Annotated in this window: 25 protein-coding genes; 24 read left to right on the plus strand and 1 reads right to left on the minus strand. The window is 68.7% G+C overall.

Annotated features, from left to right (window positions below):
• Both ACTHL4_RS14340 and ACTHL4_RS14345 read left to right on the plus strand, forming a co-directional pair.
• Positions 1–873 (plus strand): diacylglycerol/lipid kinase family protein, encoded by an 873-nt coding sequence (locus tag ACTHL4_RS14340; RefSeq protein ID WP_440283440.1) that lies wholly within the window; start codon positions 1–3, stop codon positions 871–873.
• A 25-nt stretch (positions 874–898) separates the two neighbouring features.
• Positions 899–1,210, plus strand: a complete 312-nt coding sequence (locus ACTHL4_RS14345) for a DUF1330 domain-containing protein (RefSeq protein ID WP_440283441.1) — start codon at positions 899–901, stop codon at positions 1,208–1,210.
• Here ACTHL4_RS14345 and ACTHL4_RS14350 read toward each other — a convergent pair.
• Positions 1,183–2,448 carry an isochorismate synthase gene (locus ACTHL4_RS14350; protein ID WP_440283468.1) on the minus strand — a complete coding sequence of 422 codons (1,266 nt, stop codon included), beginning with the start codon at positions 2,446–2,448 and terminating at the stop codon, positions 1,183–1,185. The genes ACTHL4_RS14345 and ACTHL4_RS14350 overlap by 28 nt on opposite strands.
• 80 nt (positions 2,449–2,528) lie before the next feature.
• Here ACTHL4_RS14350 and ACTHL4_RS14355 point away from each other — a divergent pair, with 80 nt between their 5' ends.
• The 22 genes from ACTHL4_RS14355 to ACTHL4_RS14460 all read left to right on the plus strand — a co-directional run bounded on the left by ACTHL4_RS14355 (position 2,529) and on the right by ACTHL4_RS14460 (position 25,934).
• A complete protein-coding gene (locus ACTHL4_RS14355; protein WP_440283442.1) occupies positions 2,529–3,242 on the plus strand; it encodes a demethylmenaquinone methyltransferase in 714 nt (237 codons plus the stop codon).
• An 86-nt stretch (positions 3,243–3,328) separates the two neighbouring features.
• Complete coding sequence (locus ACTHL4_RS14360; RefSeq protein WP_440283443.1) at positions 3,329–4,642, plus strand: geranylgeranyl reductase family protein; 1,314 nt, start codon at positions 3,329–3,331, stop codon at positions 4,640–4,642.
• Between the two features lie 43 nt (positions 4,643–4,685).
• A complete protein-coding gene (locus ACTHL4_RS14365) occupies positions 4,686–5,051 on the plus strand; it encodes an NADH-quinone oxidoreductase subunit A (RefSeq protein WP_440283444.1) in 366 nt (121 codons plus the stop codon).
• A gap of 11 nt (positions 5,052–5,062) precedes the next feature.
• Complete coding sequence (locus ACTHL4_RS14370; protein WP_440283445.1) at positions 5,063–5,617, plus strand: NuoB/complex I 20 kDa subunit family protein; 555 nt, start codon at positions 5,063–5,065, stop codon at positions 5,615–5,617.
• Positions 5,614–6,375, plus strand: coding sequence for an NADH-quinone oxidoreductase subunit C (locus tag ACTHL4_RS14375; protein WP_440283446.1), 762 nt, complete (start codon positions 5,614–5,616; stop codon positions 6,373–6,375). The genes ACTHL4_RS14370 and ACTHL4_RS14375 overlap by 4 nt, the downstream gene beginning before the upstream one ends.
• Positions 6,372–7,715 carry an NADH-quinone oxidoreductase subunit D gene (locus ACTHL4_RS14380; RefSeq protein WP_440283447.1) on the plus strand — a complete coding sequence of 448 codons (1,344 nt, stop codon included), beginning with the start codon at positions 6,372–6,374 and terminating at the stop codon, positions 7,713–7,715. Before ACTHL4_RS14375 ends, ACTHL4_RS14380 begins: the two co-directional genes overlap by 4 nt.
• A gap of 2 nt (positions 7,716–7,717) precedes the next feature.
• A complete protein-coding gene (gene nuoE, locus ACTHL4_RS14385; protein ID WP_440283469.1) occupies positions 7,718–8,563 on the plus strand; it encodes an NADH-quinone oxidoreductase subunit NuoE in 846 nt (281 codons plus the stop codon).
• Entirely contained in the window at positions 8,563–9,891 is a 1,329-nt protein-coding gene (gene nuoF, locus ACTHL4_RS14390; RefSeq protein WP_440283448.1) for an NADH-quinone oxidoreductase subunit NuoF, read from the plus strand. The genes nuoE and nuoF overlap by 1 nt, the downstream gene beginning before the upstream one ends.
• Positions 9,888–12,467, plus strand: a complete 2,580-nt coding sequence (locus ACTHL4_RS14395; protein WP_440283449.1) for an NADH-quinone oxidoreductase subunit G — start codon at positions 9,888–9,890, stop codon at positions 12,465–12,467. The genes nuoF and ACTHL4_RS14395 overlap by 4 nt, the downstream gene beginning before the upstream one ends.
• Positions 12,464–13,855, plus strand: a complete 1,392-nt coding sequence (nuoH, locus tag ACTHL4_RS14400; protein WP_440283450.1) for an NADH-quinone oxidoreductase subunit NuoH — start codon at positions 12,464–12,466, stop codon at positions 13,853–13,855. Before ACTHL4_RS14395 ends, nuoH begins: the two co-directional genes overlap by 4 nt.
• Before the next feature lie 64 nt (positions 13,856–13,919).
• The gene (nuoI, locus tag ACTHL4_RS14405; RefSeq protein ID WP_440283470.1) at positions 13,920–14,519 is read left to right on the plus strand and encodes an NADH-quinone oxidoreductase subunit NuoI; all 600 of its coding nucleotides are present in this window, start codon (positions 13,920–13,922) and stop codon (positions 14,517–14,519) included.
• Positions 14,516–15,310, plus strand: a complete 795-nt coding sequence (locus ACTHL4_RS14410) for an NADH-quinone oxidoreductase subunit J (RefSeq protein WP_440283451.1) — start codon at positions 14,516–14,518, stop codon at positions 15,308–15,310. The genes nuoI and ACTHL4_RS14410 overlap by 4 nt, the downstream gene beginning before the upstream one ends.
• Positions 15,307–15,606: an NADH-quinone oxidoreductase subunit NuoK gene (gene nuoK / locus ACTHL4_RS14415; RefSeq protein WP_440283452.1), complete on the plus strand. Its 300-nt coding sequence runs from the start codon at positions 15,307–15,309 to the stop codon at positions 15,604–15,606. The genes ACTHL4_RS14410 and nuoK overlap by 4 nt, the downstream gene beginning before the upstream one ends.
• A 60-nt stretch (positions 15,607–15,666) precedes the next feature.
• Positions 15,667–17,523: an NADH-quinone oxidoreductase subunit L gene (gene nuoL / locus ACTHL4_RS14420; RefSeq protein WP_440283471.1), complete on the plus strand. Its 1,857-nt coding sequence runs from the start codon at positions 15,667–15,669 to the stop codon at positions 17,521–17,523.
• Complete coding sequence (locus ACTHL4_RS14425) at positions 17,523–19,190, plus strand: NADH-quinone oxidoreductase subunit M (protein WP_440283453.1); 1,668 nt, start codon at positions 17,523–17,525, stop codon at positions 19,188–19,190. The genes nuoL and ACTHL4_RS14425 overlap by 1 nt, the downstream gene beginning before the upstream one ends.
• A complete protein-coding gene (gene nuoN / locus ACTHL4_RS14430; RefSeq protein ID WP_440283454.1) occupies positions 19,187–20,731 on the plus strand; it encodes an NADH-quinone oxidoreductase subunit NuoN in 1,545 nt (514 codons plus the stop codon). The genes ACTHL4_RS14425 and nuoN overlap by 4 nt, the downstream gene beginning before the upstream one ends.
• A 36-nt stretch (positions 20,732–20,767) precedes the next feature.
• The gene (locus ACTHL4_RS14435; RefSeq protein ID WP_440283455.1) at positions 20,768–21,586 is read left to right on the plus strand and encodes a polyprenyl synthetase family protein; all 819 of its coding nucleotides are present in this window, start codon (positions 20,768–20,770) and stop codon (positions 21,584–21,586) included.
• Between the two features lie 236 nt (positions 21,587–21,822).
• Positions 21,823–22,425 (plus strand): TetR/AcrR family transcriptional regulator, encoded by a 603-nt coding sequence (locus ACTHL4_RS14440; RefSeq protein WP_440283456.1) that lies wholly within the window; start codon positions 21,823–21,825, stop codon positions 22,423–22,425.
• Positions 22,422–23,600: an alanine racemase gene (locus ACTHL4_RS14445; protein WP_440283457.1), complete on the plus strand. Its 1,179-nt coding sequence runs from the start codon at positions 22,422–22,424 to the stop codon at positions 23,598–23,600. The genes ACTHL4_RS14440 and ACTHL4_RS14445 overlap by 4 nt, the downstream gene beginning before the upstream one ends.
• Positions 23,593–24,891 carry a D-arabinono-1,4-lactone oxidase gene (locus ACTHL4_RS14450; protein WP_440283458.1) on the plus strand — a complete coding sequence of 433 codons (1,299 nt, stop codon included), beginning with the start codon at positions 23,593–23,595 and terminating at the stop codon, positions 24,889–24,891. Before ACTHL4_RS14445 ends, ACTHL4_RS14450 begins: the two co-directional genes overlap by 8 nt.
• Positions 24,892–25,077: 186 nt before the next feature.
• Positions 25,078–25,395, plus strand: coding sequence for an ArsR/SmtB family transcription factor (locus tag ACTHL4_RS14455; protein ID WP_440283459.1), 318 nt, complete (start codon positions 25,078–25,080; stop codon positions 25,393–25,395).
• Complete coding sequence (locus ACTHL4_RS14460; protein ID WP_440283460.1) at positions 25,392–25,934, plus strand: SRPBCC domain-containing protein; 543 nt, start codon at positions 25,392–25,394, stop codon at positions 25,932–25,934. Before ACTHL4_RS14455 ends, ACTHL4_RS14460 begins: the two co-directional genes overlap by 4 nt.
• Positions 25,935–25,939 lie beyond the last annotated feature (5 nt).

Raw genomic sequence — 25,939 nt, forward strand, 5'->3', positions numbered from 1 at the left:
GTGCGGTCCTTCCACGTGATCGCCAACCCGTTGTCCGGCGGCGGACGCGCCGTGCACATCGCACGTGACGTCGCCGCGAACCTGGGCGACGCCGGCGGCACCGTGCGGATCACCTTCTCGCCCGGCATCGAGGTGGCCGAGAGCCTGATCCGGGACACGGCGGCCGCGGGGGAGATCTGCGTGCTGGTCGGCGGCGACGGCATGGTCAGCAGCATGGCGGGCCCGCTGCACAAGTACGACCTGGTCGCCGCGATCGTCCCGGGCGGTCGTGGCAACGACTTCGCGCGCCAGCTCGCCATACCCGAGAACATCCACGACGCAACCCGATTGGCGGTGGGCGGCGTCGAGACGAAGGTCGACGCCATCGAGGCGGAAGGCCGCGTCGTGGTCGGCAGCGTCTACGCGGGCGTTGACGCACGCGTGTCCGAGCTGGTCAACGCCGGCGCCGGACGGCTGCCGTCGGCGGCGCAGTATCAGCTGGCGTCGGTGCGCGGACTGCTGCAGTTCAGTCCGCGGCACTACCGCGTGCAGGTCGACGACGAGACCTTCGACTATCGCGGATTCACTGCGATCGCAGCCAATTCCGGCTACTACGGCAAGGGCATGCACATCGCTCCGGACGCCGACGTGCGGGACGGACTGCTCGACGTGGTGATGGTCGGCGCCGGCAACCGGTTGAAGTTCGTGCGCTCCCTGCCGCAGCTCTACCGTGGCACCCACGTGCGCAACCCCGAGGTCAGCGTCGTGCGCGGGCGCACCGTGCGGATCGAGGCCGAGGGCGTCGAGGCGTATGCCGACGGTGATCCGCTCGCATCGGCGCCCGTGACCGCGCGGGTGCTGCCGGGTGCGCTGCGCCTACTGTTGAACCGCTGAGCCCCCCGATGACGAAGGAATCCTCATGGGTGCCAAGGGATATTGGATCTGCCGCGTGCAGGTGCACGACGACGACAGCTACGCGGAGTATGCCGCGGCGGCGAACCCGGTCTACCGGGCGCACGGCGGCAATCCCGTCGTGCGCGGTGGTCGGTTCGAGGGTGTCGAGGGCTCGGCGCGGCCCCGCAACGTGGTGATCGAGTTCCCGAGCTACCAAGCAGCGCTGGACTGCTACAACTCCCCGGACTACGTCGCGGCGCGCGCCATCCGGCAACGCGCGGCTGAGGCCGACATCGTGATCGTCGAAGGTTACGAGGCGCCGCAGCCCAGCGCCTGACGCATCGGCACGAGTTTCGCGTCGGACTCCCTCAGCTCGGACTCGGGCTGCGACCCGGCGACGATCCCGCAACCGGCGAACAGCCTGATCCGGTGCGGTGTTTCGAGTGCGCCGCAACGCAGAGCGATGCCCCACTCGCCATCTCCCGCGGCATCCAGCCAGCCGACGGGTCCGGCATACCGGCCGCGGTCCATCCGCTCGAGTTCGGCGATCAGGTCGCGTGCGGCGAGCGTCGGCGTGCCGCACACGGCCGCGGACGGGTGCAGCGACGCGGCGAGCGTGAGCGACGAGACGTCCTCGTGCAGCACGCCGGCGACGTCCGTCGCCAGGTGCATGACGTTCGGCAGGTGCAGCACGAACGGCGACTCCGGCACGTTCATCGACGAGCAGTGCGGTGAGAGCGCGTCGGCAACCGACCGCACCGCGTACTCGTGCTCCTCGAGGTCCTTGCTGGACCGCGCCAGCGAAGCGGCGAGGGCCAGGTCGTGCTCGTCGTCGCCGGTGCGCCGGATCGTGCCGGCGAGCACGCGCGAGGTGACCAGACCCTTCTGCCGGCGCAGCAGCATCTCGGGGGTCGCGCCGATCAGCCCGTCGACGCTGTAGGTCCAGGTGTTGGGGTAGGAGTCGGACAGGTTGCGCAACAGGTAGCGCGGGTCGATCTCGCTCGCGGAGCGGACCACCACGTCACGCGCCATCACCACCTTGTCGAGCGCGCCGGACTGGATACGATCGACCGCCGAACCCACGGCCGCGGTCCATTCCGCGTCGGTCAGCGCACCGCTGCCGACGGCGGACACGTCCGGGGCCGCCGGACACCGGCCGGCCTGCAACCTCGGCGCGCCGGGCAGTTCGGCGGCCGTGCTGATCGTGGTGATCCAGGCGACGTCGTTGCGCCGGCCGACGACGACCTCGGGCACGTGCAGCACGCCACCGGCGGCGGACGCCGCCGCGAAGGCGAACGACCCCACCGCGATGAGGCCCGAGCCGGGCAGGTCCACCTCGGTGCGGACGACCGCGTCGCGCACGATGCTGCGCCACCACTGCTCCGCGTCGGCGAACCGCGCCGTCCCGTGCGTCTGTATGGCGGCGGCGGTGCCCCACCCCACGAAGCCGTCCCCGTCGCGCAGCCAGCTCACCGGCGCCTCGGCGCCGGCCGGGATCAACGAGACCAGATCGCCCGGGTCGGGGATGCGCCGCGAGCGCACGACCAGTGCGGGATGGGATTGGGGCAACGGCATGGTCACGAGCGGCCACCTTACGCCGCCGTCACCGGTCGGCCCCCGTCCGCGCCGTCTCGGCATACGGAAGAATGCGCCGTATGAACCGTGCGAGCTTGGAGAAGCAGCCCCGTGACGTCGCCACGATGTTCGACCAGGTGGCGGCGCGGTACGACATCACCAACGACGTCATGTCGATGGGGCAGGACCGGCGCTGGCGCAAGGTCGTGGTGGAGTCGGTCGCGCCCCGTTCGGGCGACCTGATCCTGGACATCGCGGCGGGCACCGGCACCAGCAGCGAGCCGTTCGAGCGCCTGGGTGCGCGCGTGGTGCCGGCCGACTTCTCGCTCGGCATGCTGCGCAAGGGCAAGCAGATGCGGCCGCAGATGGCCTTCACCGCGGCCGATGCGATGCAGTTGCCGTTCGCCGACGGGGTCTTCGACGCGGTGACGATGTCCTTCGGTTTCCGCAACGTCCACTCCACCGAGGAGGCGCTGCGCGAGTTCCGGCGGGTGACCAGGCCCGGCGGCAAGATCCTGATCTGTGAGTTCTCCACGCCGACCAACGGTGCGTTCCGCAAGGTCTACAGCGAATACCTGATGTCCGCGCTGCCCCGGGTGGCCCGCAAGGTCGGCTCCAACGCCGAGTCCTACGTCTATCTGGCCGAGTCCATCCAGGCCTGGCCCGACCAGGCCGGCATCGCGTCGCTGATGCAGGACGCCGGCTGGGAGTCGGTCGAATGGCGCAACCTGACCGGCGGCATTGTGGCGCTGCACCGGGCGACCAAGCCTGCCGCCGACTGGATGACGACTTAGGTTCGCCTCAGTAGGTTCGCTGACCTGGCTGGGAATACAGTGCATGGGTTAGTGAAGACGTTCACAAGCTAGAAAGATTCACCCGAGTGAGCCTCCCCGGCGTTAGCCCTGCCCTGGACGAGAACGCCGACGTCATCGTCGTCGGCGCCGGCCCCGGTGGATCAGCCACAGCCGCTTACCTCGCAATGGCCGGTCTCGACGTGCTGTTGTTGGAGAAGACCCACTTCCCCCGGGAGAAGGTCTGTGGCGACGGTCTGACCCCGCGAGCCGTGCGTGAGTTGATCACGCTCGGCGTGCCGACGCCCGAGGCGGACGGCTGGATCAAGAACAAGGGCCTGCGGATCATCGGCGGCGGCATGCGGTTGCAGCTGGACTGGCCGGACGTCGCGAGCTTCCCGCCATACGGCCTGGTGCGCACCCGCCAGGACTTCGACGACATCCTGGCCAAGCACGCCGTCAAGCACGGCGCCCGATTGCGCGAAGGCGTCAACGTGGCCGGCGCCATCCGTGACGAGCGCACCGGCGCGATCGTCGGTGTCGAGGCCAAGGAGATGGGCGAGAACGATCGCCCGACCGGCCGCACGCTGACCTTCCGCGCGCCGCTGGTCATCGCCGCCGACGGCAACTCCTCCCGGCTGTCGCTGGCCATGGGCCGCGACAAGCGCGACGACCGCCCGATGGGTGTCGCGGTCCGCGCCTACTACACCAGTCCGCGGCACGACGACGACTACCTGGAGTCGTGGCTGGAGCTGTGGTCGCAGGACAAGAACGGCAAGCGGGTGCTGCTGCCCGGCTACGGCTGGATCTTCGGTGTCGGCGACGGCACCAGCAACGTCGGGCTGGGCATCCTCAACACCTCCAGCGCGTTCGGCAAGACCGACTACAAGGACGTCATGCGCCGGTGGGTGGCCACCATGCCGGAGGAGTGGACCTACAACGAGGAGACCATCACCGGTCCGATCCGCGGGGCGGCGCTGCCGATGGGCTTCAACCGGCAGCCGCACTACGCCGACGGCCTGCTGCTGGTGGGCGACGCCGGTGGCATGGTCAACCCGTTCAACGGCGAGGGCATCGCCTATGCGATGGAGTCCGGCCGGCTGGCAGCCGAGGTGGTCGCGCAGGCGTTCGGCCGCGCCGACGACGCCGGACGCGAGCGGGTGCTGCAGTCCTACCCGAAAGTGATGAAGGACGCGCTCGGTGGTTACTTCACCGTCGGCCGCTACTTCGCGCAGCTGATCGGGCACCCGGAGATCATGCGCTTCGCGGTGCGCTACGGCCTGCCGCGCAAGACGATGATGCAATTCTTGTTGAAGGTCATGGCCAACCTCGGCGACGAGCACGGTGGCAAACTCGATGACCGAGTGATGTCGATGCTGTCACGGGTGGTGCCCGCAGCATGACCGTCTCGGCTCGAACAGCGACGTTCGGAAGGACTCGTAAGCAATGAACTACTCCTACGCCCCGCTGTTGTTCTTCGCGGGCATCGGCGCCGCGTTCGCCATCTTCTCGGTGCTCGGCGCGAGCTCGCTGGCCGGCCCGAAGCGCTACAACCGCGCCAAGGTCGACGCCTACGAGTGCGGCATCCAGCCGAGCCCGCACGCCGAGGGCGGCGGCCGCGTGCCGATCAAGTACTACCTGACGGCGATGCTGTTCATCATTTTCGACATCGAGTCGGTGTTCCTCTATCCGTTCGCGGTCTCGTTCGACCGGTTGGGACTCTTCGCGCTCATCGAGATGGTGCTCTTCGTCGTGACCGTGTTCGTCGCCTACGCCTTCGTATGGCGCCGCGGCGGACTTGAGTGGGATTGAGGTCTACGGACATGGGAATCGAAGAGAAGCTGCCTGCGGGCTTCCTGCTGAGCACGGTGGAGCAGGTCGCCGGCTACATGCGCAAGAGCTCGGTGTGGCCGGCCACGTTCGGCCTGGCCTGCTGCGCGATCGAGATGATGGCGGTCGGCACCCCCGACTACGACATCGCCCGCTTCGGCATGGAGCGCTTCAGCGCCACGCCCCGGCAGGCCGACCTGATGATCGTCGCCGGCCGGGTCAGCCAGAAGATGGCGCCGGTCGTGCGCCAGGTCTACGACCAGATGCCGGAGCCCAAGTGGGTCATCTCGATGGGCGTCTGCGCCAGCTCGGGCGGCATGTTCAACAACTACGCGATCGTCCAGGGTGTCGACCACGTCATACCGGTGGACGTCTATCTACCGGGTTGTCCGCCGCGGCCGGAGATGCTGATGAACGCGATCCTGGAGCTGCACCAGCAGATCCAGAACAGCAAGCTCGGCGTCAACCGGGTCGAGGCCGCACGCGCCGCGGAGCGCGCCGCGATGGAAGCGACGCCGACGCATCAGATGAAAGGCCTTCTCGCATGAGCGATGAGAAGAAGCCCGACGAGCCCAGCGCGGAGGCGACGACCACCGACGCGGTGACGCCGAACGAGCTCGTCGAGACCACCACCGTGGGCGAGCCGGTCACGATCGCCGACCGGCACGGGATGTTCGGTTCGTCCCTCGGCAACGACACCAGCGGGTACGGCGGGCTCAACCGCCCCGTGCTCTTCCCCGGCACCGCGAGCAAGCCGTACGGCGGCTACTTCGACGAGCTGACCGACGCCTTGCAGGCCGGCCTGACCCGGCGCGGCGGCGACTACGACGTCGCGGTCGAGCGGGTCGTGGTCGATCGCGGCGAGCTGACCCTCTTCGTGGCACGCGAGCACCTGCCGCTGGTCGCGCAGGCGCTGCGCGACGAGCCGGCGCTGCGTTTCGAGCAGTGCCTCAGCGTGAGCGGGGTGCACTACCCGCAGGACACCGCCCGCGAGCTGCACGCCGTCTACCACTTCATCTCGATCACGGGCGGCAGCAAGCGGGTGCGCGTCGAGGTCGTGGCACCCGATGCCGATCCGCACATCCCGTCGATCGTGCAGACCTACCCGGGCGCTGACTGGCACGAGCGCGAGACCTGGGACATGTTCGGGATCATCTTCGACGGCCACCCGGCTCTCACCCGCATCCTGATGCCGGACGACTGGCCCGGTCACCCGCAACGCAAGGACTACCCGCTCGGCGGCATACCGGTGGAGTACAAGGGAGCCACGGTGCCCCCGCCCAGCGACAGGAGGTCGTACAAGTGACTTCGACAACCGACGCGTATGGCGCCACCACCCACGACGTCGACGACGAGACCCCGGTGCTCAACGCCGTCGGCGGCGACTGGGACGACCTGGTCGACGAGGCGGCCGCGCTGCACGAGGAGCGCATCGTCGTCACCATGGGTCCGCAGCACCCGTCGACCCACGGCGTGCTGCGCCTCATCCTCGAGCTGGACGGCGAGACGGTCACCGAGGCCCGGGCGGGCATCGGCTACCTGCACACCGGCATCGAGAAGAACATGGAATACCGCACCTGGACGCAGGGCGTGACCTTCTGCACCCGCATGGACTACGTCATGCCGATCTTCAACGAGGCGGCCTACTGCCTGTCCGTGGAGAAGCTGCTCGGCATCACCGACCAGATCCCGGCCCGGGCGCAGGCCATCCGGGTGCTGATGATGGAGCTCAACCGGGTCACCTCGCACCTGGTCTGCATCGCCACCGGTGGCATGGAGATGGGCGCGACCACCGTCATGACCATCGGCTTCCGCGAACGCGAGCGGATCCTGCGGATCTTCGAGGCGATCAGCGGACTGCGGATGAACCACGCGTACATCCGTCCGGGCGGTGTCGCCGCCGACCTGCCCGCGGGCACCATCGACCAGGTCCGCGAGAACATCCCGCTGGTGCGCAAGGGCATCGGCGAGCTCGAGGCCCTGCTCAACGAGAACCCCGTGCTGAAGGCGCGCATGTGCGACGTCGGTTACCTGGACCTCACCGGCTGTATGGCGCTGGGTATGACGGGACCGGTGCTGCGCGCGACCGGTCTGCCGCACGATCTGCGCAAGGCCGACCCCTACTGCGGCTACGAGACCTACGACTTCGACGTGGCCGTCCGCGACAGCTGCGACGCCTACGGCCGCTACCGGGTCCGCATCGACGAGATGTACCAGTCGCTGCGCATCGTGGAGCAGGTCATCCAGCGGCTCGACGAGAACCCCGGACCGGTCATGGTCGCGGACAAGAAGATCGCGTGGCCGGCCCAGCTGGCCGTCGGATCGGACGGCCAGGGCAACAGCCTGGACCACATCCGCGAGATCATGGGCGAGTCGATGGAGTCCCTCATCCACCACTTCAAGCTGGTGACCGAGGGCTTCCGGGTGCCGCCGGGCCAGGCCTACGCCGCCATCGAGAGCCCCAAGGGCGAGATCGGCTGCCACACCGTGTCCGACGGTGCGACGCGGCCCTACCGGGCGCACTTCCGTGACCCGTCCTTCAACAACCTGCAGGCCGTCGCCGCGATGGCCGAGGGCGGCTCGGTCGCCGACGTGATCGTGGCCGTCGCCAGCATTGACCCGGTGATGGGAGGCGTTGACAGGTGAGCATCGAAGAACACGTCGAGCACGAGGTCGCGGTGCCGTTCCACGAGCAGACGCCGTTGCAGCAGAGCGCCGAGCCCTACACCGCCGAGCAGCTGGAGCAGTTGCACCGCGACTCCGACGAGATCCTGGGCCGTTACCCGGTGAAGCGGTCGGCGCTGCTGCCGATGCTGCACCTGATCCAGAGCGTCGACGGTTACGTCACCGGCCGTGGCGTGACGTTCTGCGCCGAGAAGCTGGGCCTCACCGACGCCGAGGTGTCGGGTGTGGCCACCTTCTACACCCAGTACAAGCGCCATCCCAACGGCGAATACACCGTGGGCGTCTGCACCAACACGTTGTGCGCGGTGATGGGCGGGGACCTGATCTTCGACGCCGTCTCCGAGCACCTGGGCATCGGGCACGACGAGACGACCGAGGACGGCAAGATCACCCTCGAGCGGGTCGAGTGCAACGCCGCGTGCGACTATGCGCCGGTGGTCATGGCCAACTGGGAGTTCATGGACAACCAGACGCCCGAGTCGACCATCCGGCTGGTGGACGACCTGCGTGCTGGCAAGGACGTCAGGCCGACGCGCGGCCCGGCCAAGGTCTGCGGCTTCAAGCAGATCTCCCGCACGCTGGCCGGTTTCCCGGACGGCCTGGCCGACGAGGGCGTCGGCGCGGGCGGTCCGAGCCTGGAGGGCCTGAAGCTGGCCAAGGAGCACGGCTGGCGCGCGCCGGGCGACTCCTCCGAGGTCGGCGACGAGCAGCAGAACCCCACCGGTGCCGGCCAGGACCCGCAGCCGGGTGACCCGCACACCAGCACCCAGGGGCACGGCACCGCAGAGTCCGCCAAGGAGGAGAAGTAATGGCCACCACGCTGACTCCGATCCTGACCAAGTTCTGGGACGACCCGCGGTCCTGGACGTTGGACACCTACCTGGACAACGGCGGATACCAGGCGCTCGACAAGGCCCTGGGCATGGAGCAGCAGGCGCTGGTCGACATGACCAAGGACTCCGGCCTGCGCGGTCGTGGCGGCGCCGGCTTCCCGACCGGTCTGAAGTGGTCGTTCCTGCCCAAGCCGGACGGCGGCCCCCGCTACCTGGTGGTCAACGCCGACGAGTCCGAGCCGGGCACCTGCAAGGACATCCCGCTGATGATGGCGGCGCCGCACTTCCTCATCGAGGGCGTCGCGATCACGTCATACGCCATCGGCTGCCACCACGCGTTCATCTACCTGCGCGGCGAGACGGTGCACGTCTACCGCCGGCTGATGCGTGCGGTCGAGGAGGCGTATGCCGCGGGCCACCTCGGCAAGGACATCCACGGCACCGGCTTCGACTTGGAGGTCACCGTGCACGCCGGTGCGGGCGCCTACATCTGCGGTGAGGAGACCGCGCTGCTGGACAGCCTGGAAGGCCGGCGTGGCCAACCCCGGCTGAAGCCGCCGTTCCCCGCCGTCGCGGGTCTCTACGCCCGGCCCACTGTGGTGAACAACGTCGAGTCGATCGCGTCGGTTCCGCTGATCGTCGGCCGGGGTGCCGACTGGTTCGGCGACATGGGCACCGAGAAGTCCAAGGGCTTCGGCATCTTCAGCCTGTCCGGTCACGTGACCCGGCCGGGTCAGTACGAAGCGCCCCTGGGCATCACCTTGCGCGAACTGCTGGACATGTCCGGTGGCATCCGCGAGGGTCACCGGCTGAAGTTCTGGACGCCGGGAGGCTCCTCGACGCCGATCTTCACCGACGAGCACCTGGATGTGCCGCTCGACTTCGAGTCGGTGGCCGCCGCCGGTTCGATGCTCGGCACCCGCGCCCTGCAGATCTTCGACGAGACCACCTCGGTGGTTCGGGCGGTCAGCCGCTGGACCGACTTCTACGCGCACGAGTCGTGCGGCAAGTGCACGCCGTGCCGGGAAGGCACCTTCTGGCTGAAGCAGATCATGACCCGGCTCGAGGTCGGCCAGGGCACCCAGGACGACATCGACAAGCTCGTCGACATCTGCGACAACATCCTCGGCCGCGCGTTCTGCGCGCTCGGTGACGGCGCGACCAGCCCGATCACCTCGGCCGTGCAGTACTTCCGTGAAGAGTTCGAGGCCGGCATGCACTCGCCGTGGTGGGAGGCCTTCCCGCCCGAGCGTTCGGCGCTCTTCCCGGCCGCTTCCACCCAGAAGGAGACCGCGTCCGTATGACGACCGTCACTTCATCCGCATCCGGCGGCGCGGCCGCAGCGCCGCCGCCCCCGCCGGAGAGCGTGTCCCTGACCATCGACGGTGTGCCGGTCAGCGTGCCCAAGGGCACCCTGGTCATCCGTGCCGCCGAGGAGATCGGGGTGCAGATCCCGCGCTTCTGCGACCACCCGTTGCTGGAGCCGGTCGGCGCCTGCCGCCAGTGCCTTGTCGAGGTCGCGACGCCGGGACCGGACGGGTCGATGCGGGCCATGCCCAAGCCGCAGGCCTCCTGCACCATCGAGGCCACCGAGGGCATGGAGGTCAAGACGCAGATCTCCTCGCCGGTGGCCGACAAGGCGCAGCAGGGTGTCATGGAGCTGCTGCTGATCAACCACCCACTGGATTGCCCGGTCTGTGACAAGGGCGGCGAGTGCCCACTGCAGAACCAGGCGATGAGCAACGGCCGGCCCAAGTCGCGCTTCGACGACATCAAGCGCACCTATCCCAAGCCGATCAACATCTCCAGCCAGGTGCTGCTGGACCGCGAGCGCTGCGTGCTGTGCGCTCGCTGCACTCGCTTCTCCGACCAGATCGCCGGTGACCCGTTCATCGCGCTGATCGAGCGCGGCGCGCTGCAGCAGGTCGGCATCTACGAGGAGAAGCCGTTCGAGTCCTACTTCTCCGGCAACACCGTGCAGATCTGCCCGGTGGGTGCGTTGACCGGCGCGGCATACCGCTTCCGGTCGCGTCCGTTCGACCTGGTGTCCACCCCGTCGGTGTGTGAGCACTGCGCCAGCGGCTGCTCGCTGCGCACTGACCACCGCCGCGGCGTGGTGCTGCGCCGGATGGCGCTGGAGGATGCGGCGGTCAACGAGGAGTGGAACTGCGACAAGGGTCGCTGGGCGTTCAAGTACGCCACCACCGACCGGCTGCAGACGCCGCTGGTGCGCGACGCGCACGGTGAACTGCGGGTCGCTTCCTGGCCCGAGGCCCTGGACGTGGCGGCCAAGGGCATCGCGGCTGCCAAGGCGGCCGGCGGTGTCGGCGTGCTCACCGGCGGCCGGATCAGCGCCGAGGATGCCTACGCCTACAGCAAGTTCGCGCGGCTGGTGCTCGACACCAACGACATCGACTTCCGCGCCCGTCCGCTGTCCGCCGAGGAGGCCGACTTCCTGGCCAGCTCGGTCGTGACGACCGGTCCCGATACCGCGGCGACGGCCGGTGGTGCCGCAGCGCAGCAAGGCAGCACCGACGCAGACGAGCCGCGAAAAGACGTCCGCGGTGCAGTGACGTACACCGACCTCGAGCACGCTCCGTCGGTGCTGCTCGTGGGCATCGAGCCGGAGGAGGAGTCGCCGATCGTCTTCCTGCGGCTGCGCAAGGGCAACCGCAACCACGGCACCAAGGTGCTGTCGGTCGCGCCGTTCGTGACACGCGGCCTGAGCAAGATGGGCGGCACGCTCATCGCGGCCGCACCGGGCACCGAGGCGGAGGTGCTGGACGCGATCACCGCGGCCACCGGCGACTTGGAGTCGACCTCCGCCGAGCTCAGCTCCGACTCGATCATCGTCGTCGGCGAACGTATGGCGACCGTGCCGGGCGCGCTGTCCTCGGTCCTCGCGTTGGCGCAGGCCAAGGGTGCCCGCGTCGCGTGGGTGCCGCGGCGTGCCGGCGAGCGCGGCGCGCTCGAGGCCGGCGCCATCGGCAACCTGCTGCCCGGCGGCCGTCCGGTCGCCGACGCGGCCGCGCGCGCCGAGGTCGGCACCGTCTGGGGCGCCGCCGAGCTGCCCGCGCAGCCCGGTCGCGACACCGACGCGATCCTGGCCGCCGCCGCGTCCGGCGAGCTGGCCGGCCTGATCGTGGGTGGCCTCGACCCCCGCGACCTGGCCGCGCAGCACGCCGCACAGGCCGGTCTGGACCGGGCCTTCGTGGTGTCGCTGGAGGTCCGGCAGAGCCCGTTGGCGCCCTACGCCGACGTTATCCTGCCGGTCGCCGCCCAGCAGGAGAAGTCCGGTTCCTACGTCAACTGGGAGGGTCGCGTGCGGCCCTTCGAGAGGGCCATCGAGAGCACCCAGATCTCCGACCTGCGCGCCCTGGACCTGCTCGCCGCCGAGTTGGGCGAGTTCCTGGGCACCCGCACCGTGGAGCAGGTCCGCGCCGAGATGCGCGAGCTCGGTGCCGGCGCCGGCGAACGCCCGGCGCGGCCGCGGGTCAAGTCCCGTGGTGTGCCGCGCCCGCTGATCGGCGAGGCCGTGCTGGCCACCTGGGCGCATTTGCTGGACAAGGGCGTGCTGCAGGACGGTGAGCCGTTCCTGGCCAGCACCGCCATGGCGTCCGTGGCGCGGCTGTCGTCCGCGACCGCAGCCAGTGTCGGCGTGCACGAGGGTGAGCGAGTGCGGGTGTCGACCAAGGACGGGGCGATCACCCTGCCGGTGGTCCTCACCGAGATGCCCGACTACGTCGTGTGGTTGCCGACCAATTCGACCGACAGCGCGGTGCGTGCCACCCTCGGTGCCGACGGTGGCGCGATCGTCACGCTGGCCAAGGCGCCGGCGGCCGTCACCGACCAGTCCCCAACCGAGGAGAGTGTTCAGTGAACCTCGTCGCCCTCGCCGGTCCGGCGCTGGCCGCCAGCACCGACAACCCGGCGGCCGACTTCAGCGACACGCCGTGGTGGCTGTCGCTGATCAAGGCGGTGTTGCTGTTCGTCTTCCTGCTGCTCAACACGCTGATCGTGATCTGGTTCGAGCGGCGCGTGATCGGCCGGATGCAGGAGCGTCCCGGCCCCAACCGCACCGGACCCTTCGGTCTGCTGCAGACGCTGGCCGACGGTGTGAAGCTGGCGTTGAAGGAAGACATCACGCCCCGCAAGGCCGACAAGCTGATGTTCGTGCTGGCACCGATCATCGCCGGCGCGATGGCGTTCGTGTCGTTCGCGATCATCCCGTTGTCCGGCAACGTGTGGATGTTCGGCCACTACACGCCGCTGCAGCTGACCGACGTGCCGGTCGCCGTGCTGCTGGTGCTCGCCGTCGCGGGTGTCGGTGTCTACGGCATCGTGCTGGCCGGCTGGTCGTCGGGTTCGACATACCCGCTGCTGGGCGGTCTGCGCTCCAGCGCCCAGGTGATCTCCTACGAGATCGCCATGGGCCTCGCCCTGGTCGCCGTCTTCCTGTATGCCGGGTCGATGTCGACCAGCCAGATCGTGCTGGCGCAGAAGAGCTTGTGGTACTGCATCCCGGCGTTCTTCTCCTTCGGCGTCTACATCATCACCATGGTCGGCGAGACCAACCGGCTGCCGTTCGACCTCGCCGAGGGTGAGGGCGAGTTGACCGGTGGTTTCCACACCGAGTACTCGTCGCTGAAGTTCGCGATGTTCTTCCTCGGCGAATACGTCAACATGTTCACCGTCTCCGCACTGGCCACCACGCTCTTCCTCGGCGGCTGGCAGGCACCTCCCGGCATCGCCGCCATCGGCGGCGGCATGTTCAACGGCGGCTGGTGGGGCCTGTTGTGGTTCGTCATCAAACTGTGGCTGTTCATGTTCTTCTTCGTCTGGCTGCGCGGCTCGCTGCCGCGTGTCCGATACGACCAGTTCATGCGGCTGGGCTGGAAGGTGCTCATCCCGAGCACCCTGGTGTGGGTCGTCGCGGTCGCCTTCCTGCGCGCCTCCAACGAGGGCTTCCTGGGCGACAGCATGGTGTTCGGTGGCCGGATCCACCGGTCGACGCTGATCACCATCGTGATCATCGTGCTGCTGGTGCTGGCGGCCGCCTGGATCTACGACTACAAGGCCGCAGCCCGGGAGAAGGCCGTCGCACCGCAGGCCACCGAGATCGACCCCTTCGCCGGTGGTTACCCGGTGCCGCCGTTGCCGGGGCAGCAACTGCGTGAGCCCGCCCCGGCCCTGACCGCGTCGGCGGCATACCAACCCGAGCGCTTCGACAACGCGACCGATTCCGAGGAGGAAGAGACTCGTGGCTGACAACAAGAAGTCGAGCGGCGCCCACGCCGCCCAGGGTGACGAGCAGCAGAACCAACAGGGTTTCCTGTCCGAGCTCTTCGCCCCGGTGGCCGGCTTCGGGGTGACCTTCTCCACGATGTTCCGCAAGGTCACCACCGAGGAGTATCCCGAGGAGAAGCGGCCCACCCAGCTGCGTTTCCACGGCCGGCACCAGCTCAACCGGCACCCGGACGGCCTGGAGAAGTGCGTCGGCTGCGAGCTGTGCGCCTGGGCGTGCCCGGCCGACGCCATCCTGGTCGAGGGCGCCGACAACGACGATGCGTCGGGTCAGCGTTTCTCGCCGGGTGAGCGTTACGGCCGCGTCTACCAGATCAACTATCTTCGCTGCATCTTCTGCGGACTGTGCATCGAGGCCTGCCCCACGCGCGCGCTGACGATGACCAACGAGTACGAACTCGCCGACGACAACCGCGCGGACCTGATCTTCACCAAGGACCAGCTGCTCGCGCCGTTGCAGCCCGGTATGACGCCCGCCCCGCACCCGATGGTGCAGGGCATGGAGGAGCGCGACTACTACCAGGGCAAGGTGACCGGCGCGACGTCCGAGCAGGAGGAGTGGGTGCGCGAGCACCACTCCGGCGACGACGCGATGGCGTCCTCCGACGCGGAAGGAAAGACGGCATGAGGCTCGGTGGTGCGGAGGCAACACTGTTCTTCTTCGGTGCCCCGCTCGCAGTGGCCGGTGCGCTGGCGCTGCTGTTCGCGCGCAAGGCAGTGCACGCCGCGATGGGCATGGCGCTGACGATGGTGCTGCTCGGTGTCTTCTACATCGCCGAGCAGGCCGAATTTCTCGGCATCATCCAGGTCTTCGTCTACTCCGGCGCCGTGATGATGCTCTTCCTCTTCGTGGTCATGCTGGTCGGTGTCGACTCCTCCGACTCGCTGGTGGAGACCATCAAGGGCCAGCGTGTCGCCGGCCTGCTGCTCGCCCTGGCGGTGATGGTCAGCATGCTGGTCAGCGTCGCCAAGATCAGCTTCGGCACCGCCAAGGGGCTGGACAAGGTCAACGGCAGCACCGGCAACGTCAGCGGGCTGGCCAACCTGATCTTCGGCCCCTACGTGTGGGCCTTCGAGGTCACCTCGGCGCTGCTGATCACCGCCGCGCTCGGCGCGATGATCCTGGCGCACCGCGAGCGGCTGCGCCCGAAGGCGTCGCAGGCCGATTGGTCGCGCGGCCGCATCCGCCGCAACGAGTACGTCGCGGGTCTGCCGGTGCCGGGTGTCTACGCCCGGCACAACGCTGCCGACGTGCCGGCGCTGCTGCCGGACGGCACACCCGCCGAGCCCTCGGTCCAGCGAGTCCTCAAGGCACGCGGCCAGGTCGGCTCGGCCGGCGGTTACGTCGCCGCCGCCCAGGAGATCGAGGGCGAGGCCGGAGACATGACGAGCAAGGAAGTCGGTGACCGTCAGTCATGACACTCACGTCATACATTTACCTGTCGGTGATCCTGTTCTCGATCGGCAGCGCCGTGGTGCTGCTGCGTCGCAACGCGATCATCGTGTTCATGGGCATCGAGCTGATGCTCAACGCCGCCAACCTCGCCTTCGTGACCTTCGCGCGCATGCAGGGTTCGCTGGACGGCCAGGTCATCGCGCTGTTCGTGATGGTGGTCGCCGCCGCCGAGGTCGTGGTCGGCCTCGCGATCATCATGGCCATCTTCCGCGCCCGCAGGTCCGTGTCGGTGGACGACGCCAACCTGCTGAAGCTGTGAGCTCGAGGAGTATTCGTGACCTTGCATGACGCCACCGGTGTGGCATCGATCGGCTGGCTGATGATCGGCCTGCCCGCCCTGGGCGCAGCGCTGCTGCTGCTCGGCGGGAAGAAGCTGGACAAGGCGGGCCCGATCGTGGCCGTGCTGCTGTCCTGGGCCTCGTTCGTCATCGGCCTGCTGATCCTGCTGCAGTTGCGCGGCAAGCCGGCCGACGAGCGGTCGCTGCACCTGCACCTCTACTCCTGGCTGCCCGCCGGAAAGCTGCACCTCGACGCGGGTCTGCTGCTGGACCAGCTGTCGCTGACCTTCGTCATGCTGATCACCTTCGTCGGGTCGCTGATCCTGGTCTACTCGCTGGGCTACATGGAGCACGACCCGGACAAGCGCCGGTTCTTCGCCTACCTCAACCTCTTCGTCGCCAGCATGCTGCTGCTGGTCCTCGCCGACTCCTACCTGCTGCTGTTCGTCGGCTGGGAGGGCGTGGGCCTGGCGTCATACCTGCTGATCGGCTTCTGGAACTGGAACCCCGCCTACGCGACGGCCGCCAACAAGGCGTTCTTCCTCAACCGCATCGGCGACATGGGCATGCTCATCGCGATGTTCGTGATGTTCTGGGCGTTCGGCCGGATCGACTTCGCCGGAGTCAACGCCGGTGTCGCACACGCCGGCAAGGGCACCCTGCTGGCGATCGGCCTGTGCCTGCTGGTGGCCGCCTGCGGCAAGTCCGCGCAGTTCCCGCTGCAGTCCTGGCTGGGCGACGCGATGGCCGGCCCGACACCGGTGTCCGCGCTGATCCACGCCGCGACGATGGTGACCGCCGGTGTCTACCTCATCGTGCGCAGCCACGTGATCTTCAACGCCTCGGAGAACGCCCGCCTGGCGGTGTGCATCGTCGGCGCCATCACCCTCTTCGCCGGCGCGGTCATCGGTTGCGCCAAGGACGACCTGAAGAAGGCACTGGCCGCCTCCACCATGTCGCAGATCGGCTACATGGTGCTCGCGGCTGGTCTGGGCCCGGTGGGCTACGCCTTCGCGATCTTCCACCTGGTCACGCACGGCTTCTTCAAGGCCGGCATGTTCCTCGGCGCCGGCTCGGTCATGCACGGCATGAACGACCAGGTCGACATGCGCCGCTTCGGTGGACTCGGCACGGTCATGAAGATCACCTGGATCACCTTCGGCCTCGGGTTCCTGGCCATCATCGGGTTCCCCGGGCTGTCCGGCTTCTGGTCCAAGGACAAGATCATCGAGGCCGCCTTCGAGGGCAGCGGCTGGAAGCCGTGGGTCTTCGGCCTCACCGCGCTCATCGCCGCGGGCATCACCGCGTTCTACATGTCGCGGATGTTCTTCATGACCTTCATGGGCAAGCGCCGGTGGACCGAGGACGTGCACCCGCACGAGTCGCCGCTGACGATGACCGTCCCCATGATGGTGCTGGCCGTCGGCTCCGCCTTCCTCGGCCTCATCCTGGGCCCGACCGGCATCATCAGCGACTGGCTGGAGCCGGTCGTCGGCAAGCACGAGGCCGGCAGCGCGGTGCTCGGGCAGTACCCGCTGATGGTGGCCACCTTCGTGCTGATGGTCATCGGCATCGCGATCGCCTGGAAGATGTACTGGCGCGACGACGTGCCGATCACTCCACCGGTCGGCTCGCCGCTCACCCAGGCCGCCCGTCGTGACCTCGGTCAGGACGACTTCAACCAGGCCGCCATCCAGCGTCCCGGTCTGCACCTGACCCGCTCCCTGGTCTTCTTCGACAACAAGGTCGTCGACGGCGTCGGGAACGGCTCGGCAGCCGGCATCGGTGGCAGCTCCGCTCGACTGAAGAAGATGCAGAACGGTTTCGTGCGTACTTACTCCCTGACGATGCTCGTGGGCGTCGTCGCAATCCTCGGCGCCTGGTGGGTGGTGCAGTGATGTCGAACTTTCCCTGGCTGACGACGATCGGCGTCATACCCCTGGTGGGCGCCGTCGTCATCGGGCTGCTGCCCAAGGGCGCCACCCGCAACTCGCGGGTCGTGGCGCTGGCCTTCTCGCTGATCACCCTGGTCGTCGGCATCGTCGCCGCGACGCAGTTCAAGACCGGCGGCGGTCACGGGCAGTTCCAGCTGACCGAGACCCACTCGTGGATCCCGCAGTTCGGGGTCTCCTACGCCGTCGGCGTCGACGGTATGGCGCTCACGCTCATCCTGATGAGCCTGGTGCTGGTCCCGGTCTCGCTGATCGCGGCCTGGAACGACGTGCCCGAGGGCGGGCGCCGCGAGCAGGGCTACTTCGCACTGCTGCTGGTGCTCGAGACGTTCATGATCGGCGTCTTCGCCGCGACCGACGTCTTCCTGTTCTACGTCTTCTTCGAGGCGATGCTGATCCCGGTCTACTTCCTGATCGGGCTGTACGGCGGCCCGCGCCGGCAGTATGCCGCGGTGAAGTTCCTGCTCTTCTCGCTGCTGGGCGGGCTGATCATGCTGGTCGCGGTCATCGCGCTCTACCAGCAGGGTCCCGGTGGCGACCACGGCTTCCTGGTGAGCACGCTGACCGGGCTGCACATGTCCGAGAGCACCGAGCGGCTGCTGTTCGTCGGCTTCTTCATCGCCTTCGCGATCAAGGCGCCGATGTGGCCGGTGCACACCTGGCTGCCGGATGCGGCGACCGAGGCCAAGCCGGCCGTCGCCGTGCTGCTGGTCGGCGTGCTCGACAAGGTCGGCACGTTCGGGATGATCCGCTTCTGCCTGCAGCTCTTCCCGAACGCCAGCAAGTGGGCGACCCCGGTCGTCATCATCCTGGCGCTGATCTCGATCATCTACGCGGCGATCGCGGCCATCGGCCAGAACGACATGATGCGGCTGATCGCCTACACCTCGGTGAGCCACTTCGGCCTGATCGTGCTGGGCATCTTCGCGGTGACCCAGACCTCGCTGGTCGGCTCGCAGCTCTACATGATCAACCACGGCTTCACGACGGCGGCGCTGTTCCTCTTCGTGGGCTTCCTGATCATCCGCGGCAAGAGCAAGAACATCACCGACTACGGCGGCTGGCAGCGCACCACCCCGGTGCTCGCCGGCGTGTTCCTGACCGCCGGCCTGTCCGCGCTGTCCCTGCCGGGCCTGAACTCCTTCGTCTCGGAGTTCCTGGTGCTGGTCGGCTCCTTCCAGCGCTACCCGGTCGCCGCCGGGATCGCGGTGGTCGTCGTGGTGCTCGCGGCGCTCTACATCCTGCTGATGTACAAGAACGTCTTCACCGGCCCGAAGCAGGCGCTGGTGGCCGCACCCGACGGCACCCTGGCGCTCGGGCCGGACGGGCTGCGGCCCAGGACCGGCATCACCACCACGCTGTTCGACGAGCCCGAGATCGACAAGGAGGACGTCCCCGAGCAGGCGCGGGTGCGCGGATCCGACATACAGGATCTGAACACGCGTGAGCGTCTGGTCGCCGGCATCCTCATCGCGATCATGCTGGTGCTCGGCTTCTTCCCGAAGCCCGCGCTCGACCTGCTGCGTCCCGCGGTGGACTCGACCCTGCAGCACGTACACGTCCACGACCCGGCACCGCACGCCGGCGTCACCACCGAGGGGAGCAGCAAGTGACCTCGCCCGCCGCGTTCACGCAGGCACACATCTCGTATGCCGCTGTCGTGCCGATGCTCGTCATCTTCGGCGCGGCGATGGTGGGTGTCCTCGTCGAGGCCTTCCTGCCCCGCGCCCAGCGTTACTGGGCGCAGGTCGGTGTGACATTCGTCGGCATCGTGGCCGCCTTCCTCACCCTGGTGCTGATCTCGCGGGACAACCGCGGCATCACCGCCGCGGACGCGGTCGTCGTCGACGGCCCGGCGCTGCTGCTGCAGGGCACCATCCTGGTGATCTCGTTCTTCGCGGTCATGCTGATGGCCGAGCGGTTCGACACCCCGGCGGCGGACGCGTTCACCCAGTCGGGTGCTTCGGTGCCCGGCTCGCCCATGGAGACCAACGCCGTCAAGCTGGGCGCGACCACGACCGAGGTCTTCCCGCTCGCGCTCTTCTCCATCGGCGGGATGATGCTCTTCGTCGCGGCCGGTGACCTGCTGGTCATGTTCATCGCGCTCGAGGTGCTCTCGCTGCCGCTCTACATCCTGACCGGGCTGGCCCGCCGCCGACGGCTGCTGTCGCAGGAGGCGTCGCTGAAGTACTTCCTGCTCGGCGCGTTCTCCTCGGCGTTCTTCCTCTTCGGCTCCGCCCTGGTCTACGGCGCGACCGGATCGATCAAGTTCGGCGAGATCGCCAACGCGGTCGGCACGGTCCCCGGCCGGGACGACATCATGATCCCGGGTGTGTTCCTGATCGCGGTCGGTCTGCTCTTCAAGGTCGGTGCCGTGCCGTTCCACACCTGGACGCCGGACGTCTACCAGGGTGCCCCGAGCCCGGTCAGCGGCTTCATGGCCACGACCGTCAAGGTCGCCGGTTTCGGCGCAATGCTGCGGCTGTTCTACGTCGCGCTGGAAGGACTGCGCTGGAACTGGCAGCCGATCGTGGCGATCGTGGCCGTGCTCACGATGGTCGTCGGTGCCGTGTTCGCGGTCACCCAGACGGACATGAAGCGGCTGCTGGCCTACAGTTCGATCTCGCACGCCGGCTTCCTGCTGGTCGGCGTGGTGGCCCTGAACAAGACCGGCCTGTCCGGGACGATGTTCTACCTGGTCGCCTACAGCTTCACCACGCTGGCCGCCTTCGGGATGATCCCGCTGGTGCGGTCGGCCGGTTCGGAGGCGACCCACCTGTCGCAGTGGGCCGGTCTGGGCAAGACCAGCCCGGTGCTCGCGGCGACGTTCTCCTTCCTGCTGCTCGGTTTCGCCGGCATCCCGCTGACCTCCGGGTTCACCGCGAAGTTCGCGCTGTTCTCCGGCGCGGTCGGCCACGGCTCGACCTGGCTGGTGGTCATCGCCATGTTGATGAGCGCGGTCACCGCGTTCGTCTACATCCGGATCATCGTGCTGATGTACTTCTCCGACCCGACGGGCGACACGCACGTGCTGATGCCGTCGGCGTTGACCGGCATCGCGGTGACGGTGGGCGCACTGGCGACGCTGGTCCTCGGCGTGGCTCCGGCCCCGCTGCTGAACCTGGCGCAGCACTCCGCGCTCTTCCTTCGATGAAGGGTCGCGTCGGCCGAGTAGGCGGCGTGGGCCTCGATGAGTAAAGCCGCGACGTTGATGCCGTCGGCCAGCGGGGCGCTGGCCGACCGGCTCACCGCCGGGCTGGGATCGGTCGAGTCCCGGCTGGCCGAGGTGGTGCAGCACGAGGACGAGTTCATCGCGGGTGCCTCGCAGCACCTGCTGGGCGGCGGGAAGCGGTTCCGCCCGTTGCTGACCCTGCTGGCCTCCGAGCTCGGCACCGGCGTCAACGAGGCAGTGATCGACGCCGCCGTCGGGGTCGAACTCACCCACATCGCCTCGCTCTACCACGACGACGTGATGGATGCCGCCGAACGACGCCACGGCAAGACCAGCGTCAACGCCGAGTACGACAACATCACCGCCATCATCGTGGGTGACCTGCTCTTCGGACGTGCCTCGGAGATCGTGGCCGGCCTCGGCAGCGAGGCCGCGCGCATCCAGGCGCAGACCTTCGTCCGGCTCTGCGCCGGCCAGATCCGCGACGACCGGCAGGCGCCGGTCGACGCGGACCCGATGGAGCACTACCTCGGGGTGCTGGCCGACAAGACCGGTTCGCTGATCGCGACGGCCGCCCGGTATGGCGCGATGTTCGGCGGATGCCCCGCCGAGACCGTAGAGATCATGCGCCAGTACGGCGAATTCGTGGGCATGGTCTTCCAGCTGTCCGACGACGTGCTGGACATCGCCTCGGACGGTTCGTCCGGCAAGACCCCGGGCACCGACCTGCGCGAGGGCGTCACCACCCTGCCGGTCCTCTACGTCCGGGCGTCCGAGGACCCCGCCGACGCCCGGCTGCAGGACCTCGTGTCTCGTCCACTGCTGGACGACGCCTAGCTCGCGGAGGCGCTGGAGCTGCTTCGTGCGCACCCCGCCCTGGAGCAGGCTCGACGCCATACGGCTGCGGTCGCGGAGCAGGCCGTCGCGCTGCTGGAACCGCTGGGCGACAGCGACGCCCTCGCGGTGCTGCGCGACCTGCCCGGCCAGGTGGCCTCGCGCACCGTCTGACCGGTCCGCGAACCGGGCGGCGCTTTCGTGGTCGGCCGTCCAACTTCGCCGCTAGACTGACTGCCATGTCACGGCTGTCAGCGCAGGATCGTCGGGTCGAACTCATCGATGCGACCGTGCGGGTCGCGGTCGCGGAGGGGCTGGACGCCGCGACCGTGCGGCGGATCGCGCAGGAGGCCGGTGTGCCGCTGGGCACCGTGCACTATTGCTTCGGGTCCAAGGCCGCACTGATCAGCGCAGTCGCCGACAGCATCGAGCAACCCACCATCGACGTCACCCTGCTGGAGACGCTGCCGACCGACCAGGCACTCCTGACGGCGTTCCGTGCCTACTGGGAGCAGATCGGCAGCGACCGGCGCCGTCAGCTGTTGATCTACGAGCTGCTCGCGCACCTGTCCCGTGGCGACGTGGCCAGTCGGCAGATCGCCCGCAAACTCCTCGATCGCGCGTATGGCGCCGTGCTGGGCGCCATCCGCCGGTATGCCGAGGACCTCGGCCGGACCATGCCGGTCGAGCCCGAGGTGCTGGCGCGTTTGGTGATCGCGGTGACCGACGGTGTGAGCCTCGCCTGGATCGTCAACAGCGACGATGCGCAGGCGCAAGTGGTGATGGAGACCTTCGCGCGGCTGCTGGCCGGCGCGATCGACCAGGGATCGGGGCCGGCGTGAGACTGGGCCCCGGACGCAGTGCGCGCAGCGGCGCGGCCGGCGTCTGGGACGCGGTGACCACGGCCGGTGCACCGGTCGCGGCGCTGGACCTCGCGGCCTGCGAGCACAACGTCGCGGAGATGCGCGGGCGGGCCGGTGGCCTGCCGATCCGGTTGGCATCCAAGTCGATTCGGGTGCGCGGGCTGATCGACATTATGCTCGGTGAGCCGGGCTACCACGGGGTGCTCGCCTATTCGGCGGCGGAAGCGCGGTGGCTGGCCGAATGCGGTGTGGACGACGTGCTGGTCGCCTACCCGACGGTTGACTCCGTGACGATCTCGGCGGTGGCGGCCGACCCGGTCCTGCGTGAACGGGTCACCTTCATGGCCGATCTGCCGGATCACCTGCGGCTCATCGACGCGGCCGCGGGCGGCGCGCGGGTGCGGGTGTGCCTCGATGTCGACAGCTCGCTGGACCTCGGGCCGGTCCACCTCGGGGTGCACCGATCGAGTGTGCACTCCGCATCGCAGGCCGCCGAATTCGCCCGCCAGGCAGCTCAGTTCGCGTCGATCCGGCTGGTGGGCCTGATGTTCTACGACGCACAGATCGCCGGCATGCAGGACACCGGCGCCGCCATACGGCTGGTGAAGCGGAAATCGGCGGACGACCTGCGGGTCCGGCGCCAGGAGGTGCGGGCGGCGGTCGAGCGCTACACCGAGCTGGAGCTCGTCAACGCCGGCGGCACCGGCAGCCTGCACGCCGACTGGGACAGCTCGGTGACCGAACTCGCGGCCGGCTCAGGGCTTTTCGCCCCAACGCTGTTCGACGGGTATGACGGCACCGACCTGCACCCTGCGGCCTACTTCGGCACACCGGTGGTCCGCAAGCCACGACGGGACGTGGTGGTCGCCTTCAGTGGCGGGTATGCCGCCTCCGGCGTCGCCGGGCCGTCCCGGTCGCCGCAGCCGGTCCATCCGGTCGGCTTGGAGCTGATCCGCACCGAGGGTGCCGGCGAGGTGCAGACACCGTTGCGCGGCAAGGCTGCTCGAGACCTGCAGGTGGGAGACCTGGTGTGGTTCCGGCACGCCAAAGCCGGTGAGATGTGTGAGCGGTTCGACGAGATCGTGCTGGTGCGTGACGGGGCGATCGTGGACCGGATGCCGACCTACCGCGGAGAGGGGCAGAACTTTGGCTGAGTGGAGCAACTGGGCCGGCACGGTCACCAGCCACCCGCAGGAGACGGTCACGGTGCACGACATCCCGCATCTGCAGCTGCTCTGCGAGGAGTCGATGCGTGCCGGGCGCCGGGTGAAGGCGGTCGGCGCCGGCCATTCGTTCACCGGCATCGCCGAGCCGACCGACGTGCTGGTCCGCATGGACCGGCTCTCCGGAGTGCGCTCGGTCGACGAGGCGACCGGCCGGGTGTGGGTGCATGCCGGGACGCCGCTGCACGTGCTGGGGCCGGAGCTGCACCGCCGCGGTCTGGCGATGACCAACCTGGGTGACATCGATCGGCAGACGATCGCCGGTGCCGTCTCGACCGGCACCCACGGCACCGGCGCCGGTTTCACCGGCTTGGCGGGTCAGCTGACCGGCGTCGAGCTGGTGCAGGCCGACGGTGCACTGCTGCGCGTGACGCAGTCCGAGCACGCGGAGCTGCTTCCGGCCGTGGCCCTCAGCCTGGGCGCCCTGGGCATCGTCACCGCGCTGGAGATCCAGTGCGTGCCGACATTCCTGCTGCACGCGGTGGAGGCCCCGGCCACGCTGGACGAGGTGCTCGACGGCATCGACGAGTCCGTCGACGGCACAGACCATTTCGAGTTCTACTGGTTCCCGCACACCGACCGGGTCCTCACCAAACGCAACACCAGGCTGGCCGACCCGGCGCAACGCAGGCCACTGCCGGCCTGGCGCTCCCGGATCGACGACGATCTGTTGTCCAACAAGCTGTTCGGCGTGCTCAACAGGGCGACCGCCCGGGCGCCACGCATCATTCCCGCGCTCAACCAGGTGTCCGCTCGCGCTCTCTCCCGGCGCGAGTTCACCGACTGGTCCTATCGGGTCTTCGCGTCCGAGCGGGACGTAATCTTCCGGGAGAGCGAGGTCGCCATACCTCGCGCGGCGGTGCCGGACGTGCTGCGCGAGCTGCGGTCCTGGTTGTCCCGGAAGGTGGAGGTGGTGACCTTCCCGGTCGAGGTGCGCTTCGCCGCGGCGGACGACCTCTGGCTCTCGACGGCCTACCGGCGCGAGTCCGGCTACATCGCCATACATCAGTATGCCGGGCGGGACCACCGCCGCTATTTCGAAGCGTTCTGGTCGATGCTCGCCGGCCTCGACGCCCGTCCGCACTGGGGCAAGATGCACGAACTCGACGCTGCCGCACTACGTTCGCGCTACCCCCGATTCGACGACTTCGTCGCGCTGCGCGACCGGCTCGACCCGCAGCGCGTCTTCAGCAACCCCTACCTGGACCGCGTCCTGGGCTGACCGTCCGCAGACCCGACCCCGACCGGCCCGCCCCACCCCTACTTACCGAGCGGACACAAAACCATCCAGCGGACACGATCCGGCGCCCATTTCCGGGCGATTTTCGTGTCCGGTCGGTGCGTAATGTGTCCGGTCGGTGCATTTGTACCCTTGCAGTTATGTAACTGAGCGGGTACTTTCATCCGCATGGACGCAGTTCTGCAGGCTCTGGCCGACCCGAGTCGGCGCACGGTGCTGGAGATCCTGCGCGACCACGAGGCGACGGCCGGTGAACTGGCCGGCGCCCTGCCGATCGCGCGACCCGGCGTCTCGCGGCATCTGCGGGTGCTGCGCGAAGCCGGACTCGTCGAGGTGCGCCAGGACGCACAGCGCCGGATCTACCGACTGTGTCCCGAAGCGCTCGTCCCGGTCGACGACTGGCTCGACGACTACCGAGCCCTGTGGCAGAACCGCCTCGACGCGCTGCACACCGAGATAGCCCGAGGAAAGAAGGCCCGCACGTGAAAACCATTGCCACGATACGGAAGCTGGACGACACGCGCGGGGTGGTGCGCGTCGAGGACGTCTATGACACCGACATCGAGGACCTGTGGGAGGCGTGCACGGATCCGGAGCGCCTCGCCCGCTGGATCGCCCAGGTCGAGGGCGATCTGCGGCCGGGCGGCATCGTCCACGCGACCTACACGAGCACAGCATCGGGCGCCTGCCGCATCGTGACGTGCGAACCTCCGAGCCACTTGTTGATCGCCTCCGTGCCGGAGTCGGCGGACCAGCGCGAGGACCTCGACGGAGACAGCGAGACAGAGGTGTGGCTCAGCGCCGAGGGGTCCCGGACGCGCCTGGTCGTCGAGGAACGTGGTCTGCCCGGGGACAAGCTGCACTTCTACTGCGCGGGATGGCAGGCGCATCTGGAGGACCTCGCGACGACGCTGGCGAGCGGAGAGCCGGTGCACGCCGGCGGCTGGTCGCCCGAACGACCGGCCGACGCTTTCGACGCGCGGTTCCAGGAGCTCATCCCGGTCTACGAGCAAGCCGGCGCCTGAGCCGA

This window comes from Flexivirga sp. (assembly GCF_051955415.1).
Lineage (GTDB): Bacteria > Actinomycetota > Actinomycetes > Actinomycetales > Dermatophilaceae > Flexivirga.